Below are 18,615 nucleotides of genomic sequence, written 5' to 3'. Positions count from 1 at the left end.
GCAACCCTAAAATGCACTGGCGTCTTATGAGCGGTCCCCCTATCATTGAAGCGATCGACGTTTCGAAACATTACGGATCTTTAACCGCCGTGGACCACCTCGACATGTCGGTCCCGGCCGGCGTCTGTTTCGGACTGCTCGGCCCCAACGGTGCAGGCAAAACCACGCTCATCGAGATCATCGAGGATATCATCCCTCCCAGCTCCGGCGAGGTGCGCTATCGGGGCAAACCCCGCGCCGCCTCGTTCCGTGAAGAGATCGGCATCATGTTTCAGCAGACGGCCCTGATGGGGTTCATGACCGTGCAGGAGACGCTGAAGACCTTCCACGCGCTTTACCACTACGCCCATGACATCGAAGCGCTGATCGACCTGTGCCACCTGGATGACATCCGCAAACAGCTTAACGATAGAATTTCCGGCGGCCAGCGTCAACGATTGTTGCTGGCTCTGGCATTGATCAATCAGCCGCAACTGCTTTTCCTGGATGAACCGAGCACCGGTCTGGACCCCCAGGCGCGACGCAATCTGTGGGACATCGTCGATCGGGTCAAACAGGATGGCAAGACGATCATCCTGACCACCCATTACATGGAAGAGGCCCAGCAGTTGTGCGACATCGTGGCCGTCGTGGACAAAGGCAAGATCATCGCCCAGGGCACCCCCCAGGAACTGATCACGCATCATGCCCAGGGGGTTCGCGTGATCCTGCCGGAAGCAGCCGTTCAGGACAAGCTGGCCGGTATTGCCCTTGAAACAGAGCCCATGGACGGGCGCCTGGCGATCCAAGTCAAGAACATGAACACGGCCATCGAGACGTTTCTGCAGCGACGGATCGATCTCACCGACATGCAGGTCCAGAACCCGACCCTGGAAACCGTCTTTTTAAATCTGACCGGCCGGCAATTGAGAGATTGATCATGAACTTCAAACGCATGTGGGCCATCTTCGTATCGCGCAACCGGGAGTTTTTTCGAGACAAAGCGGCCTTCGGCTGGAACCTGCTCTTCCCTTTCCTGCTGCTCGCCGGTTTTGCCGTCATTTTCGGCGGCGACGACCGCAAGGAGTTCAAGGTTGGGATTTTTCCTTGCCCTCCGGGCGAAACCGGCCAGATCGACAGCTGCGTGCCGCCTGCCCTGCAAGGCATCAAACCCATTCAATTCATCGGGTTTCAAAACCAGGAAGAGGGGCTGCAACGGCTCAAATACCACAAGATCGATATGCTGATTCAGGGGGGATCCGATCCGCTGCGCTATTGGGTCAGCGATACCGCGCCCAAAGGCTACATTGTGGAGAAGATGATCGCCGGCCACTTGAACCCCGTCACCGCCGATCTTCTGGCCCGCCAGGCATCGGTTGCGGACCGACCCATTCGCTACATCGACTGGTTTTTTCCCGGTGTCATCGGCATGAACATCATGTTTTCGGCCCTTTACGGTGTCGGCTTCGTAGTGGTGCGCTATCGTAAGAACGGCGTACTCAAACGGCTCAAAGCCACCCCGCTGACCGCCTTCGAGTATCTGAGCGCCCAGATGCTCTCGCGTATTTTCGTCATCGCCTTCTCGCTCACCATTCTGTGGATCGGATGCGATCTCATCTTCGATTTTCACGTGGAGGGGTCCTACCTCGATCTGGCCATCGTGTTCATGCTGGGCAACCTGAGCTTGACCGCCCTGGGTCTGATCATCGCCTCCCGGGGTACGAGCGAGGAGTTCGCCAACGGTTTGCTCAATTTCATGACCTGGCCAATGATGTTTTTATCCGAAGTGTGGTTCTCTCTGGAAGGCGCTCCCCGATGGCTCAGAATGGCATCCGAAGCGTTGCCCCTGACCCATTTGTTAACCGGCGTGCGCAAAATCATGAACGACGGTGCAGGATTGGCGGAAGTGCAACTGGAACTGATGGTGCTCGCCGGTTTTACCCTTCTGTTTCTGTCGGTGGGTGCATTGCTTTTTTCATGGAACAAGTAGTGCCAATCCACTGCTATGCAAGCGGCCGGGAATATGATATTAAAGCTCTATTGCCAAACGCGTTCCCCTGCCGGATGGTTACGATAACGAATCGTTCCAGGATTCATAAAATCTTTGCTATCATATAAAACAGTTAGTCAAATAAAGTTAAAGGAGAAACGAACATGAAGATCATGGTTTGTTACGACGGTTCCGGCGCATCGCGATCCGCATTGCGGGTGGCCATCAAACACGCCAAGGCCTTGGATGCAAAGGTCTATCTGGTGGCCTCCATGGAAAAGGGCACCGAAGATGAGCAGAAGGTGATCCAGCAGCTCGAACTGGAATTGAAAAATGCCAAGGAGAAGTTGGAAAAAGAGGGCATCGCCTGCGAAACCCACTTGCTGGTGCGCGGCATGACCCCCGACGAAGATCTGGTCGCCTACGCCAAAGAGCAGGGGATCGACGAGATCGCCATCGGCATTCGCAAACGCTCCAAAGTGGGCAAACTGATTTTCGGTTCCACGGCCCAATACCTGATTTTAAATGCCCACTGCCCGGTGATCACCGTAAAATAAAACCGATAGAGTTACATACAAAAAAAACCACCTGTGGACTGCAGGTGGTTTTTTTATTTAGCGTCCATCCACAAATTGCCAATTGGCCATTTGTGGATGGACGCTAATTGGTGAGGCTCTGAATCGGCGATGGAATCAAACCCCCGCGTTTCACAAACAGGTTGGCGCCGGATGCATTATTGACCGGCATGATGACCGATTCACCCAGCAATCCGCCGAAATAGGCGTTGTCGCCCGCCCGTTTGCCTGGCACGGGAATGAGACGCGCGGCCGTGGTCTTGCGATTGATGACCCCGATAGCCATCTCATCGGCGATGATCGCGGCCAGGGTTTCGGCCGAAGTATCTCCCGGCAGGGCGACCATATCCAATCCCACCGAGCAGACACTGGTCATGGCTTCGAGCTTTTCAAGGCACAGGTGGCCGGCGCGGGCCGATTCGGAAATATTCAAGTCCTCGCTCACCGGAATGAAAGCGCCGCTCAGGCCCCCGACGTTGGAGCTGGCAAATGCGCCCCCCTTTTTGACAGCGTCGTTGAGCAGGGCCAGGGCAGCCGTGCTGCCGGGCATGCCGATATTGACGATGCCCAGGCTTTGAAATATTTCTCCCACGCTGTCGCCCACGTTGGGTGTGGGGGCCAGGGAAAGGTCAACCACGCCGAAAGGCACGCCCAGTCGTTCGGCGACCTCGCGCCCGATCAGTTCGCCGGCCCGCGTCACCTTGTAGGCCGTGCGCTTGATCAGTTCCGAAAGCTGCTGCAAATCCAGCGCCGGCGATCCTTCCAACGCCCGGTCGATGGCCTTTTTGACCACTCCCGGTCCGCTGACTCCCACATTGATGACCGCATCCGGCTCGCCGATGCCTAGATAAGCGCCGGCCATGAAGGGGATGTCTTGGGGGATATTGGCGAAAACGCACAGCTTGGCGCAGGCGATGCCATCCTTTGCCGCACTCATTTCGGCGGCTTCCTTGATCCGGCGGCCCATCAGCAGAATGGCATCCATGTTGATGCCGGCCCGGGTCGAGGCCACGTTGATCGATGCGCACACTCGCTCGGTGTGGGTCAGGGCCTGGGGCAGGGCATCGATCAGGGCCCGGTCCCCGGCCGCGATGCCCTTTTCAACCAAGGCAGAAAACCCGCCGATGAAATCGACATTCACCGTGTGTGCGGCGCGATCCAGGGTCTGGGCCACGGCCACCATCTGCTCGCTGGAGAAGGGGGCTGCGGCAACGGCGATCGGGCTGATGGAAACCCGCTTGTTGACCACCGGAATGCCGTATTTTTCCCCGATCAGGTCGCACGTGCGAACCAGATGTTCGGCCTTGTGCACGATACGATCGTAGATCTTGTCATTGAAACGCTTCAGGTCATCGCTGGCGCAATTCAACAGGCTGACGCCCAGGGTCACGGTGCGCAGATCGAGGTGTTCGTCGCGCAACATTTCCAGAACCGACAAAATTTCACTATGGCTGAGCATGGCACAAAGATCCTCTGTTTATATCCGGTTCATGGCCTCGAAGATGTTCTTGTGTTGAATGTTGACCTCGAGCTGCAATTCCGCACCCTTGTCTTTGAGGTCGGCGCGAAGTTGTTGCAGGTCGATGTCCAGGGGAATATCCACCTCATAAATCATCATGTTTTTGCCGGGTTCGCTGCCGCCCCTGAACACGGCCTCGAGCTGGGTGACATTGACGTTGTGCCTGGCCAGCACGGCCGTGATCTGGGCCACCAGGCCCTTGCGGTCCGGCCCCCGCGTGGTGATCACGAAAGATTCACAGGCGCACGCGGTCCAGGTGAAGGGCGCGGGGTCCATTTCCCTGACATGGTAATGCATCTGCATGCCACTGGTGCCTTCCTGCAACGCGCCGCACAACCTCCCAGGATCGGTGGCGTCGGGCCCGGTGACGATGAAGATGCCGGAAAATTGGGACTGAAGGATGGTCTGGCTGACGTCCTCGATATTGAACTCGTTTTCAAACAGGACCCGGGTGACCGCGGCGATGATGCCCGGCCGGTCCTTTCCCAAAACCGAAATGATGAATTTTTTCATCGGGTGACATCCCCGTGCTCTTGATATACGCGGCAATGACGCCGGTTGCAGTTGACAGGCGCGGCCATAAAGTGTCTATATGGAGGAAATCCGGGCACCTGTCAATCGGCATGTGGCAGGATCGATGCGCACATGGATCGTTCATGGTCTCTTAAAGTCTGACCGCTGACGGTCGATGTAAGTCTTACGTGGTTGAAGGTATTTTTCCGTTAACCGATTTTCCTTTCATGGGATTCATGGCCACACTGATCACGACCCACAAAAACACCGATTTCGATGGCGTGGCTTCGGTAACGGCCGCGTTGCTGCTCTATCCCGACGCCTCGCCGCTGATCCCCAAACCTCTCAACCCCAATGTGAAGGCGTTTCTGTCGCTTCACAAGGACGTTTTCCCCTGGAGCGAAAAACCGGCGCCGTCCGTCGAGGACGCCAGCCGATTGATCGTGGTCGATACGGCCGAATGGCACCGGATCCCCAGCGCCAAGGCCCTTCAAAAAATGAAGGACCTGGAGGTCCGGGTCTGGGATCACCATGCATCGAGCGAACCGATTCGATCCGATTGGCAATGCATCGAACCGGTAGGCGCCAATATCACTCTGATGATGCGCTATCTTAACGAGAAGGGGATTGGATTGACACCGATCCAGGCCACCCTTTTCCTGGCCGGATTATACGAAGATACCGGACACCTCACATTTACGAACACCACGGCCGAGGATGCCCATGCGGCCGGTGACCTTCTCACCCAAGGCGCGGACCTGAAAATTTTGAGCAAGTTTCTTCGCCCGGCCTACGGCGAAAAACAGAAAGATATCCTGTTCGAGATGCTCCAGTCGGCGCGGCGCCAGAAAATCAACGGTCACAGAATCAGCATCAGCAAGCTGCCCATAGAAGGCCATGTGAGCGGTCTGGCGCTGGTGGTGAACATGTACCGTGACATCATGAACGTGGATGCCGCATTCGGCATTTTTTGCCTGCCGGACAACGAACGCTGCATGGTGATCGGCCGCAGCGATGTGGAAAGCCTCAACATCGGCGACATCATGCGAAGCATGGGCGGCGGCGGACATCCCGGGGCCGGATCGGCCATGCTGAAGCAAGTCAACCCGGATACCATCATCGAAATGATCTCCAGCCTGGTGGAAGGCAACCAGCAGGCGTCGGTGCAAATCAGCGATTTGATGTCCTTTCCGGTGGTCACGGTGGAGCCCACCGCCACGATGGAGGAGGCCGCTAAAATCATGCGATCCAAGGGGTGCACCGGCTTGCCGGTGACCGAAGGGGACCGATTGGTGGGAATGATTTCACGCCGCGACTTTCAGAAGGTGCGGGGAGAAAACCGGATGAAGTCTCCGGTAAAGGCCTACATGCGTTATCCGGTGGAGACCATCCACCCGGGCGTGAGCCCCTTGCAGGCCGCCCGAATCATGATCCGCCAGGATATCGGCCGGCTGCCCATCGTGGAGGACGACCGCCTGATCGGCATCGTGACCCGATCGGATGTGATGTGCTATTTCTACGACCTGCTGCCCGATTGATACATAGTACCCATCCACAAATGGCCAATTGGCCTGATATCGGCGTTGCGCGAAAATTTAACCTTCGGAATATTCGTCATATGCCTGCGGTTAAATTTTTCGTGCGCCTTGATCTCGACCCAATTTGCCTATTTTTGGATGGGTACTATCTGAACCTCTGCTTGCGTCTGGTGCGTTTTCAACCATTCGGCCAGCCGCCGCAACCCCTGCTCGGTGCTCACCTCGACCCGATACCCCAGATCCCGTTTGGCCGCCGAAATGTCGAACCAGTGGGCCGTGGCCAATTCGTTGGCCACGAAGCGGGTCATGGGCGGCTCGCTTTTGATCCGAAACAGATGAAATAGGGCCTCGCACAGCGTGCCGGCGAATCGGGCCAGGGCCGGGGAGATTTTTTTCCGGACTGGCGGCAGTCCGCCGGCGGCCAGAATGTGATCGACCATCTCCCACAACGGGATGGGATCATCCTGACTGATGAAATAGATGCGGCCGGAGAGCTCCGGGCTTTCAGCCAATCGCCGCTCGGCCAGCACATGCGCCCTGGCCGCGTTGTCGACGTAAATGGTGTCAACCTTGTTGTCGCCGGTACCGACCCGCCTCAGCTTCGCGGCCCGCGCCAGGAGCCGGGGCGCGAGATGATTGTCGCCGGGGCCCCAAATGAGGTGGGGCCGCAGAACGATGGCCGGCAACCCGTTCCGGGCCGCATCGAGCACGGCCTGCTCGGCCAATGCCTTGGTCCTGGGATAGTGGGCCTCGTAGCGGGCCGGATAGGGCACCGATTCGTCGACCCCTTCCATGTCCCGGCCGTCGAAGACCGCGCTGGGTGAACTGGTATAGATCAGGCGCCGGACCCCTTCCGCCCGGCATGCCGCGATGACGTTGAGCGTCCCTTGGACATTGGCCTGGTAATAGGCCTCGTAGGGGCCCCAGACCCCGGGTTTGGCCGCCACATGAAAGACCGCCGCCACGCCCCGGCAGGCGCGCCGGACCGCATCCGCATCGCCCAGATCCCCGGTATGCTGGAAAACGCCCAGCCGATCCAATTCCGGATAGCGTTGCCGCGAGAAGCTGCACACACGGTCGCCACGGTCAACGAGCATCCGCACGATAGCATTACCCAGGAATCCGCCCCCGCCGGTAACCAAAACCGTCTTATTCGATTCCATATCCATCCACTCAGCTCAATCATCCCAACTTGTTGCGCGCCCAATCCGCCAGCTTCTCTCGGAATATCTTGGAATTGTGCCGGATATCCACGGGAAAACCCGGGTGAAAAAGGAAGGTGTCGATCTTTTCGGTCTGGGGATTGGCCGCGGCCATTTCCTGCAGCTCTTTAATCATCGTTTGCCGGTCGGCATGCCGATGCTCGGGCTCGAGTTCGATGCAGATGACCGCGCGGTGTCTAGGCGCCTGTCCCACGCCCACCAGTGCGCTGCGGAACACGGCAGGGTGGTTGTTGAAAATCGCCTCGCAGGGAATGGTGAACAATGTCCCGTAAGGCGTGATCACGCGGTGTGTCTTGCGGCCGCAATACCAGATGCGACCCTTTTTGTCCTTCCAGGCCAGATCGCCCATGCGATGCCAGAAACGCTGGCCGTCCTCGATTTTGGAATGCTTGTCGTCCAACGGCCGATCGAAATAGCCCTGGGTGACGATATCGCCGTAAACCGCAATTTCACCGATTTCGCCGTCGGGCATCAGCAGGTTGTCGGACCAGGATTCGATGGGCGTATCCGTAATTGTGATGATCTGCACGGCCAGGGACTGGATCGGCGGGCCTACGCACATACCGAACCCCTGTTCGGTCAACTGTGCGGTTTCACCGAGGATCTGCTTGCTGCCGAACGACGAAACCGGCATGGCCTCGGTGGCGCCGTACCCGGTGTGGATTTCGGCATCCTCCTCCAGCAGGGTCGTAAAACGGGCCAGGTTGTCAGGCGAGACTGGCGCCCCGGAGGTGATGATGCGCTTCAGGGAAGGCAACTTGATGTTGTTCTCCTGACCGTAACGCCCGACCCGGTTGAGCAGGGCCGGAGATGCGAACATGTTGGTGACACCATGGTTGAGAACGGCCTCGATGATTTTGTCGGGGTTCACGTGCGCCGGCCGGGTGGGATCCATGTCCGGAATGACGGCGGTCATGCCCAGGGCCGCGTCGAACAGAGAGAAGAGCGGAAAGGTCGGCAAATCGATCTCGTCCGGGGAGATGCCGAACTGGGACTTGATCAGCCGTACCTGGGCATCGAAAATGCCGTGGGTGTAGATGGCGCCCTTGGCTGCGCCCGTGGAGCCGGTGGTGAAGAGGATGGCGGCCGTTTCGTCCCGTCGGGTATCGGCGATGGTGTATGGTTGCCACGGCAACCGGCGGATATCCTTCAAGGTCAATCCACCCCAGAACCAGCGGCGGCCGATGGTCACCACTTTTCGGATGCCCTTGAAATATTTGGGTTGCAAGGTTCTGAGGACATGGGCCGGTGGTATGCCGATGAGGGCCTCGGCCCGGCTCTCCTTCAAGCAGGCCAGCATGCGTTGCACCCCCATGCCGGGATCGACCATCACGAAGACGGCCCCCACCTTTAGCATGGCGTAAATGATCGCAAACAGCTCCAGGCTCGGCCGAACCATGAGGATGGTGCGCGTGCCCCGCCGGATGCCGGCCGCCTCCAGGCCATGGGCAAAACAGTCCGACTCGCGGTCGAGCTGCCGGAAGGTGAGATGGCTGTAGGCCACCCGGCCGTTGTAATCGCGCGATGCCGGATAGACCACCGCCCGCCGGTAGGGCTGAATGCGGGCCATGGTTCTCAAATGCAGGGCCACATTCACGGTTTGGGGATCGGCTTCAGATCGCTGGCGATCGGGATTTTCCTTGATGTCGTCCATTTATCTGTTCGTCTAAAGTTCGTCGGGCTGGCTTTACGCTTGCCCTTGCGGGGGTTGACGCAAAAACCTCTGCATTAGGCCGATGATGTTATCCGGTGCATCTTCGAGCAGGTAGTGACCCGCCTCTGTCAGCCAATGGGCTTCGGCGTGGGGCACCCGGCGCCGCCACTCGTCGAAGTAGGCGCGGTCGAACACAAAGTCATGCGCCCCCCAGATGAGCAGCACCGGCCGCTGGGTAATCCGTTCGAGTCGGGCATCGACCCGCTCTACGATGGGGCCGCTGGGATCCCGGGGGCTCAGGGGGATATCCTGGACGAATTTCAGCGTGGCCAGGCGGTTGTGGGGCGTGTCGTAAGGCGCCAGCAAACCGGTCCGCACCTTGGGTTCGAGTCGACGCCGGGGGGCCATGTGGATCGCGGCGCGGGCGAACAGGTTCAGATGCAGCACGGCCCGATCCATGATGGGGTTGGGCGTGCGAAGCAGCCGCAAGCGTTGCGGGATCGTCTTGCCTCTGGGCGGGAAGAAGCCGGCCGTGTTCATGACGATCAGCCGGTCGATGCGCTCCAGGTGGTCCATGGCCCAACCCAGGCCGATCATACCACCCCAGTCGTGGACCACGAGCGTGAGCTTTTGATCCGGGGCCAGGCGGGTCATCAGCGCATCCAGATCCTTGATGCGGCTTTTCAGCCTGAAATCGTATTGGGTCTCGTCCGGCTTGTCGGACAGTCCGCAGCCCATGTGGTCGGGCACGATGACGCGATAGCGCTCCCGGAAGGCCGATACCAGGCGCCGGAAATAAAACGACCAGGTCGGATTGCCGTGCAGCATCAGCAACGGCGCGCCTCGACCTTCGTCCAGGTAGTGGTAGCGCAGCCCGTCGATGCGCACGAAATGGGATTCAAAAGGGTAGAGATCCGCGACATCGTTTCGATTCATCGAGAGTGTCCTGCCGTTACCAATCCATTGCCAGCATGAGGCAATTCAACCCGCTGCCGATCCCCAAAAACCCCACCAGATCGCCGCGTTCGAAGAAATGGCGCTCGTCCGCGATGGCCGCCGTGATGGGCAGTGATACGGTGCCGATGTTGCCCAGAAAGCGAAAGGTGGTGAAATCCCTGGATTCGTCGATGCCGAAGGCCTCCAGGATGGTGCGCTGGTGTGCGGCCCCCACCTGGTGGCAGACCACTTTGTCCGGTTTGTCCGGCGGCAGGGAGAGTTCCCGCCGAAAGGCCTCAAAGGTCTCGATGCCCAGGGTGACGCCGTTTTGCAGCACACCAACGGAATCGGTCTTCATGACCAGCGGCCCGCCGCTGGGAAAACCGCCGGTGGGGCCCCAGGTGCATAGGCGATGGTGCTGGGTGGCGCTGCGGGTCACGCCGCCCAGCAGGCGATGGCCTTCCGGCGCCAGGTCGGCGTCGCTCAGCACCACCGCCACGGCGCCCGATCCGCCGGTAAGGGTGGCGATGGTGTCTTTGAACATCGTCATGTCCGGCGCCGCCAGCATGCGTCGTATCGTGCTTTCCACGATCTCGCGGGCCGCTTCGCAGGAGACCACCAGGCCGGCCCGGATTTGGCCCAGTTCGATGGCGTTGGCCACCTGCACCATCCCGTTGAGCACGCCCAGGCAAGCATTAGAGACATCGTAAATCTGGGTGCCGGGTGCGACGCCCAATCCATCCGCCACCGCACAGGCCGTGGCGGGTTCCAGGTTTTCGCGGCAGACCCCGCCGTAGATGAGCATGCCCACCTGTTGGGGGGTGACCTGCGCCGCGGCCAATGCCTTCCGCCCGGCGATGATGGCCCCTTCGGAAAGTCGAAAGCCCACATCCCAGAAGCGTCGCTCCGCAATGCCGGTGAGCGCTTCGAGCTGTCCTGGCTGCAGATGCAGCTTTTCATACAGAGGCGCCAACCGGTGTTCCAAATCCTCGGAGGTCACCACATTGGGCGCCAGTTCATAGCCGAAGCCGGCAATCCTGACCTTATTGTAAAACATGAATAAATACCGCTAGCCTGATAAATTAATATTCATATTGACGGGCGGGGATAAACCCCGCCCCCACACCGCCAAAACCCCCAACCCCAATTACAATCTCGCCAACCTAATCCCGAAATCCTTCATCTTATATATGCAAATCCCATCCACATGCAACCAGCCGTCAGCCATGATGACCGGTTCGTCCCCCTCCTCAATACGGGTGATGACCGCGTCCACTTGCACCATCTTGTTGGCGGGAATCACCTGGCCACGATACTGCCAATCGTGGGATCGCCCGCAAAGCGTTTCGAACCGGTGGGTAGCGTTGAGTTCGGGCCAGCGCCGCATCGCCGCAAACTTGACCAGTTGCAGGAAGGATTCCACACCCAGAGAGCCAGGACAGACCGGGTCCTGGTAAAAATGGGCCTTGAAGAACCATTCGGACGGATCGACCAGCTTGGACCCGCGCACAAACCCCAGGCCATGCGGCCCGCCGTTGTGATTGAAGACCTCGATGGCATCGATCATGAGCAGGCTCTTGGCGGGCAGGGCCAACCCCTCGGGACGGTAGCGCACACCTCCGGGCACCTCGTCGGGCACGAAGGGCGCTTCATCGGGGAACGGTCGCCGTTGGGCTGTCGCAATATCGGCGGCGTCGGGTGTAAACACAGACTCGCGCAGGCCAACCTGTTGGGCCAGCGCCTGCGCGGTGAAAAAGCCGAAATAGGTGTTGCCCGTGTAAACTTTGCCGCGCTCACTCCATACCTCGAAATCGAAATGCTCGATGATCATGTCGGCCGCTTCGGAGACCTTGGTCATGCGCGTGCGCATGGTCAGGATCTGATTTCCTGGCAGGAGATTGGCATGTACGGTGCCTTGTCCGCCCAGGTTGCGGAATTTCAGATCCCTTTGGCTCTTCAGGGCCGATCCGGCGTAGGCGGCCAACCAGCCGCAAGGCTGCAGGGCGATTTCGAGCAGCACACAAAAGGGCATGACCCCACTGCGGTCTGCCGCGAAATACCAGGCGTCGGCCGGCACGTCGTATTGCGCTTCGACCCAGCCGCCGGCTCGCACGATCCAGGGTTCCGGCTCCACCGCGATGACCCGGTCCATGAAGCAGTAAGGCGGGCCGGGCAGGCGGGCGATGCGCCGTTCGCTGTCGAAAATTCGGTACTTGTCGCCGAACGCCTCGGAGGGGCGGCCCACGGCAAAGGCCAGGATCTGGGCCTGGGTGTAGAGGGCGGGTTTGGATGGGGCCTGGACCGGTCCAGCGGCAGCGCCCTTTGCGCGCGCTTGCCAAAAGCGGCGGATTTCTTGGGCCGAGACGCCGCTCATCTGCATGGACATGTCCTTGAAAAAGACGATGTTGTGGCCGTCGGCATACATGTGGGCATCGGCGATCACATAGGGTTCCGGCTTGTAGCCGATCTCCTTGATTTCCAGCTCGTAGTGCACTTGCCGGGTGCTTGGGGTCACCGGTCCGCGGCACTTGAGGCGGCATGGAATGCCGAGGACCGGCTCGTAGCAGGCATCGGTGCGGTCGGTGATCCAGCCCAGGCGGAGCAGCAGCACGCGCAGGGTGTGGGCGCAGCATTCGTACATCAAGGTGCCGGGCATCACTTTGTCGTCCACGAAATGGCAGGTGAGAAACCAGTCGTCGGGGTGAATGTCGGCTTCGGCCCGGATGGTACCCAACCCCCAGGGGCCGCCTTTGGGATCCAGCGCCACCACCCTATCGATCAGGCGCATTCTGCCGCCGGGCAGGCGCAGGGCGGGCGGCAGGCCGATCCCTTTGAATGACTCCCCGAAACAGGTTTCAGCTCGGCCGGTGCGCAGGGCCTCCACCTGCCGGTCATCATAGGATTCTCGGCTCACGGGCACCAGCGGGGCGAACGATTCGCCGTCGACGCGGACTGCCGGACTGCGGTCCTCGTCGGTGAGAATGATGCCGCCGGAATTGCGCACCTCCTCCTCCGTGAAAAACCCGGCGCACCCGTCGGTCATGGTGATCAGGTGCTGATCGCTGATGTGACCTTCATAGCGGAAGAAGAAGAGGTAAGTGGGCCCCTGTTTGACGAAGCGGTCGATGTGAATGTCGTAACGAATGGTTTCGCCTGGCTGCGGCAGGCCCCGGTGAAACCGAATTTTGGCGTCGAGCAGGCGATAGCTGCGTTCGCCCTTGACCTGATGATCGATGCCCAGGTAGCTGCACAAGAAGAGGTCGGCCTGGCCGGCTTCCACCGAGATGCAAACCGGCGCCCGACCGCCGTCCAGGTACCAGGCACCTGGAAGCACGTCGTGCTCGGTGACCACGCGGCCCGATCCGAGGCTGCATTTTTCCCCTTCGACCGATACAATGCGGTCCACCAGCATCAGCGGTTCGTCGGGCAGCCGCACGCGCACCTTGTAGGTGTCCACCACGTCGAACTCCGGTCCCAGGACCGCGCCCACCGAGCCGATGGCAAAGGCCAGGCACTGATCCCGGTCAAAGGCGACGGGCGAGGCTGCCGGCGCCGGCGTACGCTCAGGGGGCGCTGCAGGTTCCGGCGGAGGCGTCGAGGCAGAGGCGCCCTCCTGAAGCCCGGCGAGGGCCTGCATGAGCGTGTTCTGCATCTCGAAGGCCTTGCCGAATTCGCGGGTCATCTCTTGAGAGAGATCGAGATACGCCTGGTGTGCGCGGGCCATGGCAGCCACGTTGGCTTTGAGCTCGGCGAGCATGCCGGACAATTCCTGAGTCTGGGCGTTGTTTGGCAATGGTATGGAAGCGTTCGAATCTGCGGCGTCCCCTTCCAGGGCGTCAGGCTTGGAAACACCAGGCCTGGGCGTTGTCCGATCGGCCACCGGAACGGATACCGCGACGGATTGGGGTTCGGCGGCGTCGGCCACCCGAGGCAGCGGCGGAAGGGTGATGGGCGGTCCGCCCACCGTCACCCGTATGGCCGTGTCGCTCGGCTTTTTCCCGGCCTTGAAATCATCTTCCGGGTAGCAATAGAGGGCATCCAGATCGACCGCCACTCCGGCTGCCGCCAGGGTGCCCAGACATTTGAGCAGGGTCAGGCATTCGTGCTCGCCGCGCACATGGGCGGCGACGGCCAGGTGGGGCCGGTCGCCGAGGATCTGCCGGATCATTCGGGTGCAGGAGGATTGAGGGCCGGCTTCCACGAAGATGCGCACCCCGTCGGCATAGGCTTGTTCGATGGTGCGGGGATAATCGAAGCCGTGAAGGGCCTGGGCCAGGATGGCGTCGGCGGCCGCATCGGGCGTAACCGTATAAGCCTGGGCTCCAGCGCAGCTGTAAAATCGCACCCCATCCACCGGTTTGGTCTCGGGGAAATGGTGCAGCGCCCGGTAGGCGTCGGCCACGGGCCGGGCCGCATCGCAATGGACGGTGACCACGCCGTCCAGGTAGAGCGCCTCGCATTTGAGCGTGGCGACGACCTTTTGGATCTGGCCGGCCAGACCTCCGATCACGCACTCGTTGGGGGTATTGATGATCAGGCGGCGCACATGGGGGGTGTCGGCGATGGCGCGGTCCACCTGATCGACCGGCCGGTTGACCACCGCCACGCGCCAGTCCACCGGTTGATCACCGGTAAGCCCCCAGGCTTGCTGCAGGGCGCGGCAGGGGCCGGAGAGTTCGGTTTTAAAAAGGTCCGAGGCGGCCAGCCGTTCGAGCATCTGGCCGTGATCGGGCCAGGCGCCCAGTCCGAAAAGGGCAGCGGACTCCCCCAGGCTATAGCCGATGGCGGCCTCGGGCCGGGGAAGAAATTTTTTCAGCAAACGGGCCATTTGAACCCCGAAGATCACCTGGCCGAAGATCATGTGCAGGGGATCGGACGCGATGGCCCGGTAGCTTTCAGCCTGCCAGCCATCGGGCCAATCGATGCGGCGGGGATCATAGAGGTGGGGCAGCATCTGGTCGTGCAGCCGGTCCGTTCCGGCGTCCATGGCCTGCAGTACCTCCGGCCAATGGGCCCCAAGAGTGCGGCCCATGCCGACCTCGTGGTTGCCCGAACCGGGAAAGACGAAGGCCAACCGCCCGCCGACGAATCGCTCTTCCGGAAAGTGGCAGAGACCGCCGCGCGGGCCCATCTGGCGTTGTGTGCCGGAGTGCAGGGCGGAGCGCGCCTCCTGGATGGAGTCGATTAAGTCGTCCGGGGAAGAGGCCACTATGGCGACTGCGTGCCCGGGATGCGGCGCGGCCGGTTGATGGAGGTGCCACTGGTGGGCCAAGGTTTCCATGATGGCGTCGATCGGTTGACTCTCCGGTCGGTGTAACTCTCCCACGCGGGTATGCAGAAGATCCAGACGCTGCAGTACATCCGCCGCATCCATGCCCCTGACCACGAAGAGACCATAGGGCAGGGCGCCCATGGGCCGGCTCACCTGGGAGGTTGCCATCTCTGCAGGTTGACCTAGTGCTTCGGCTTCGCTCATGACGACCTGCATGCAGTTGCCGTCCGCGGTCATGCTCGCGACGCAGGCATGTCGGGGACCATCCTTGCGGTTACGGGTCCAGAAAACCGTCTGCCGTGGAAAGTGAAAGGGGCCATCGCGCCATAGGTCGCTGCGGGGCGCCTGGAAATGGGGCATGGCCGGCAGCAGACAATGATGCAGGCAGAGAGCGGCTTTGACCAAAGAGCCCAAACCAGCCACGGCCCCGGTGTGGCCCACGATGGGTTGGAGGGCGCCCACCGCGATGGCGCAGCCTTTTTCCTTGAGACGGCCGGCAAATAAACTATGAAGCGCGGCAGATTCGACGTCATCTTCTTCGGGGATGGCGCTGCCATGGGTCTCCACCAGACCGAGATGAGAGGCTGAGACTCCACCTTCGGAGAGCGCCTGAGACATCGAGCGGACGTAGGCGGCGGTCCGGCCACCGGTCGTGTCGCCTTCTCCGGCATGCGCGCCGGCAATGCCCTTGATTACGGCATAGATCCGGTCGCCGTGGGCCTGGGCGTCAGCCAGGCGTTTGAGCACCAGGGCCACGGCCCCCTCACCTGGCAGGGTGCCGTCGGCATTCCGGTCAAAAGAATGAATTCGACCGCCGGCACTGAGCGATTGGGGAGAGAACCGTGACGCCAGATTGCGTTCGTCACAGTTCAGGTCCACGGCGCCCACCAGCATGGCGTCCGTTTGGCCGGATTGCAGCAACCGCACGGCCAACTCCACGGCGCGCAGGCCCGAAGCCTCCTCGGCGGAGACGACGAACGAAGGCCCGCCGAAGCGGAATTCACGTGCGATGCGGCTGGCCACGATGCCGCCCAATGCCCCCAGGGTCCGCGTCGGCGTCAACGGCGGTCCGCACGTGTCCCTGGCCTCGATCAGCCATGCGTCTATTCGTTGATCATCGAGGCGATCGTCGATCCGCAATCCGAATGCTTCCCGCCACCGAGGCACCCACTCGGGCAGGACCCAGCGCAGGTGGAAATTGGTGGCCTCGTAATCGAATCCGATGCCGATGATCGTTCCCATGCGGACGCGCGGCTGGCGCAAGGGCAGCCCGGCGTCTGCCATGGCCCCGGCCGCCACTTTGAGCATCAAAAGCTGCTGGGGTAGAATGTCGGGAATTTCACCCGGGGGAATCTGAAATTCTCCCAATTCCACACTGACCTCAGCGACAAAGCCGCCGGACCGCAACGGTTTTCCATTGAGTTGGGCAAACGTCTCGGAGATGCGCCAGCGCGTTTGAGGAGGGTCGATCAACGCCTGTTTGCCATTGAAAACAGCCTGCTGGAATGCCGTTCGCGAGGCGAGGGGGCCGAGAGCGACCTCAATGCCCACGATGGCGATATCGCATGGCGCAGGGGCCACGCCCGTCACATCGATGTCGTGGCGGATGGATGGCGCGGCAGAAATGTTTGCCGGGCTCGGCGACGATTTGATGGCTCTTTTGGCGTCCAACTTTTCGAAGAGAACGTGCCCGTTGATACCGCCGAAACCAAAGGCGCTCACGGCCGCACGGGGCGGTCTACCCGCAGGGTTAAGCGGCCAGTCGGCTGGTTCGGTTTGAACGTGGAAGGGTGCACCGATCAGGGGGCTGTTTGCGCCCGGCTTTTCGAACTTCAGGGAGGGGGGCAGGGTGCCGTGATGGAGTGCCAGCAAGGTCTTGATCATGCCGGCCGCGCCGGCCCCGGTAAGCAGATGTCCGATCATGGATTTCACAGATCCGATGCCGCATGGACCGTGGTCGGCCGGCGCTTCCCGCCATAGCTCGCACAGGCTCTTGAGCTCCGTGGCATCTCCCACCGGCGTGCCTGCGCCATGGCATTCGATGTAATCCACCTCCCAGGGCTGCCAGCCGGCTGCCGCATAGGCGCTGCGCATGGCCCGCAACTGGCCCTCGGAATCGGGCGCCAGTAAGTTGCCGCGCATGTCGTTGGACAGTCCGATGCCGTGGATGACCCCATATACCGTATCGCCGTCACGCAGGGCGTCGTCCAGCCGTTTCAACACGAGGATGCCGGCCCCTTCGCCCACCAGCAGGCCGTCGGCCGAAGCATCGAAAGGCGCGCAACGGCCGGAACGCGACAAGGCCCGCAGTTGGCTGAAGCCGATCTGCGTGTATACCGTGTCGGCCCCCGAGACGCCGCCGGCGATCATGGCATCGGCCCGAAAGGCCTGCAACTCGTCGCAGGCCAGTTTGACGGCAAAAATCGATGAGGCGCAGGCCGCATCCAGGGTGAAGGTCCCACCTCCGAACCCAAAGACACGGGCGACCAGGGCCGCCGGTGCGCTGACGATGCGCGACCCTCCTCCGACATCCCGGCGAACGCTGGGATCCATAACTTTCGATCTATTCTGGATGCAGGCATCCGCCGGCATGGCACCGCTATGAGTTTTTAGGCAATCCTCAATTTCAGGTGCCGCCGAATTCAATAATCGATCGCCATAAAACCGTCCGGTCATTGCTGATGAGGCTGCCGTGGGTAAAGCGATGGCCGCGAGGATGGTGCCAATCCGTTGTTTGTTGATGGCATCCAGGCTGCATTGGAGGACGGCATCGTCGACCGCGTGCAACACCCACTGATGCAGCGGTTCTAACTCGCCATATGAGCATCCGTCCTTGAAAAAACGGTCCGCGTCAAAGCTGAAATTTTGGATCAAACAGGCGCGCCGGGAATAGGCCTTGTCCGGAATAGGGGTGTCATCAAGGGTCCAATCCGCTGCAACCGGCCAACGGTTGTCCGGAATCTCGACCGTTGCATCGACCTTATTCACGATATTGTGCCAAAACATGGAAAGGCCGGTCGCTTTTGGGAATACGCCCGACATGCCCACAATGGCAATCAAGGGTTTATCGTTCATAAATCAACCATATTACATTGATTTGATTAAAAAATATGACATATAACCGACGTTCTAAATTTTGGCAAGCCCAAACGCATGATAACTCGAAAAAGTCCCTGCATCGCTTAAAAGTCAGAATGACGACGACCGCCGGCATGGCACCTGGATCTCTTTTTAAAATGCCATGAATCATTTCTTTAGCGGTACCTGCAAATGAATTTTTGCGGGAAAGGCTCTTGTTGGTGCCATTGGGGCCAAACAATCATCGGATTTTCAAAAAAAATCGCAGTGGGCCTCCCTCTAATTATAGGCTTATGTCATATAGTTATATATTTTGACCAAATCGCACAAAAAATCAT

The 18,615-nt window shown here is 60.3% G+C and carries 11 protein-coding genes; 4 read left to right on the top strand and 7 right to left on the bottom strand.

The window, feature by feature from the left end:
• Positions 1–26 precede the first annotated feature (26 nt).
• The 3 genes from DFT_RS11960 to DFT_RS11950 all read left to right on the top strand — a co-directional run bounded on the left by DFT_RS11960 (position 27) and on the right by DFT_RS11950 (position 2,526).
• Positions 27–917 carry an ABC transporter ATP-binding protein gene (locus DFT_RS11960; protein ID WP_054031416.1) on the top strand — a complete coding sequence of 297 codons (891 nt, stop codon included), beginning with the start codon at positions 27–29 and terminating at the stop codon, positions 915–917.
• 2 nt (positions 918–919) lie between these two features.
• Positions 920–1,969, top strand: a complete 1,050-nt coding sequence (locus DFT_RS11955) for an ABC transporter permease (RefSeq protein WP_054031415.1) — start codon at positions 920–922, stop codon at positions 1,967–1,969.
• Positions 1,970–2,133: 164 nt separating this feature from the next.
• Positions 2,134–2,526 (top strand): universal stress protein, encoded by a 393-nt coding sequence (locus DFT_RS11950; protein ID WP_054031414.1) that lies wholly within the window; start codon positions 2,134–2,136, stop codon positions 2,524–2,526.
• A 103-nt stretch (positions 2,527–2,629) separates the two neighbouring features.
• Here DFT_RS11950 and DFT_RS11945 read toward each other — a convergent pair whose 3' ends face one another.
• A complete protein-coding gene (locus DFT_RS11945) occupies positions 2,630–4,003 on the bottom strand; it encodes a PFL family protein (RefSeq protein WP_054031413.1) in 1,374 nt (457 codons plus the stop codon).
• 18 nt (positions 4,004–4,021) lie between these two features.
• On the bottom strand, positions 4,022–4,576 hold the full coding sequence (locus DFT_RS11940; protein WP_054031412.1) for a glycine cleavage system transcriptional repressor: 555 nt from the start codon (positions 4,574–4,576) through the stop codon (positions 4,022–4,024).
• Between the two features lie 236 nt (positions 4,577–4,812).
• Here DFT_RS11940 and DFT_RS11935 point away from each other — a divergent pair, with 236 nt between their 5' ends.
• On the top strand, positions 4,813–6,114 hold the full coding sequence (locus DFT_RS11935; RefSeq protein ID WP_054032442.1) for a CBS domain-containing protein: 1,302 nt from the start codon (positions 4,813–4,815) through the stop codon (positions 6,112–6,114).
• A gap of 128 nt (positions 6,115–6,242) precedes the next feature.
• Here DFT_RS11935 and DFT_RS11930 read toward each other — a convergent pair whose 3' ends face one another.
• The 5 genes from DFT_RS11930 to DFT_RS11910 form a co-directional block, all read right to left on the bottom strand.
• A complete protein-coding gene (locus DFT_RS11930; RefSeq protein WP_152971961.1) occupies positions 6,243–7,277 on the bottom strand; it encodes an NAD-dependent epimerase/dehydratase family protein in 1,035 nt (344 codons plus the stop codon).
• A gap of 19 nt (positions 7,278–7,296) precedes the next feature.
• Positions 7,297–8,991: a fatty acid CoA ligase family protein gene (locus DFT_RS11925; RefSeq protein WP_054031410.1), complete on the bottom strand. Its 1,695-nt coding sequence runs from the start codon at positions 8,989–8,991 to the stop codon at positions 7,297–7,299.
• Positions 8,992–9,024: 33 nt separating this feature from the next.
• On the bottom strand, positions 9,025–9,927 hold the full coding sequence (locus tag DFT_RS11920) for an alpha/beta fold hydrolase (RefSeq protein WP_054031409.1): 903 nt from the start codon (positions 9,925–9,927) through the stop codon (positions 9,025–9,027).
• A 16-nt stretch (positions 9,928–9,943) separates the two neighbouring features.
• The gene (locus tag DFT_RS11915) at positions 9,944–10,984 is read right to left on the bottom strand and encodes a 3-oxoacyl-ACP synthase III (protein WP_054031408.1); all 1,041 of its coding nucleotides are present in this window, start codon (positions 10,982–10,984) and stop codon (positions 9,944–9,946) included.
• A 90-nt stretch (positions 10,985–11,074) separates the two neighbouring features.
• Positions 11,075–18,274 carry a beta-ketoacyl synthase N-terminal-like domain-containing protein gene (locus tag DFT_RS11910; RefSeq protein WP_054031407.1) on the bottom strand — a complete coding sequence of 2,400 codons (7,200 nt, stop codon included), beginning with the start codon at positions 18,272–18,274 and terminating at the stop codon, positions 11,075–11,077.
• Positions 18,275–18,615: the final 341 nt, after the last annotated feature.

The sequence above is a fragment of the Desulfatitalea tepidiphila genome (genome assembly GCF_001293685.1).
GTDB lineage: Bacteria > Desulfobacterota > Desulfobacteria > Desulfobacterales > Desulfosarcinaceae > Desulfatitalea > Desulfatitalea tepidiphila.
Note: the sequence above shows the minus strand (reverse complement) of the source record. Positions and strands in the feature narration are given on the sequence as shown.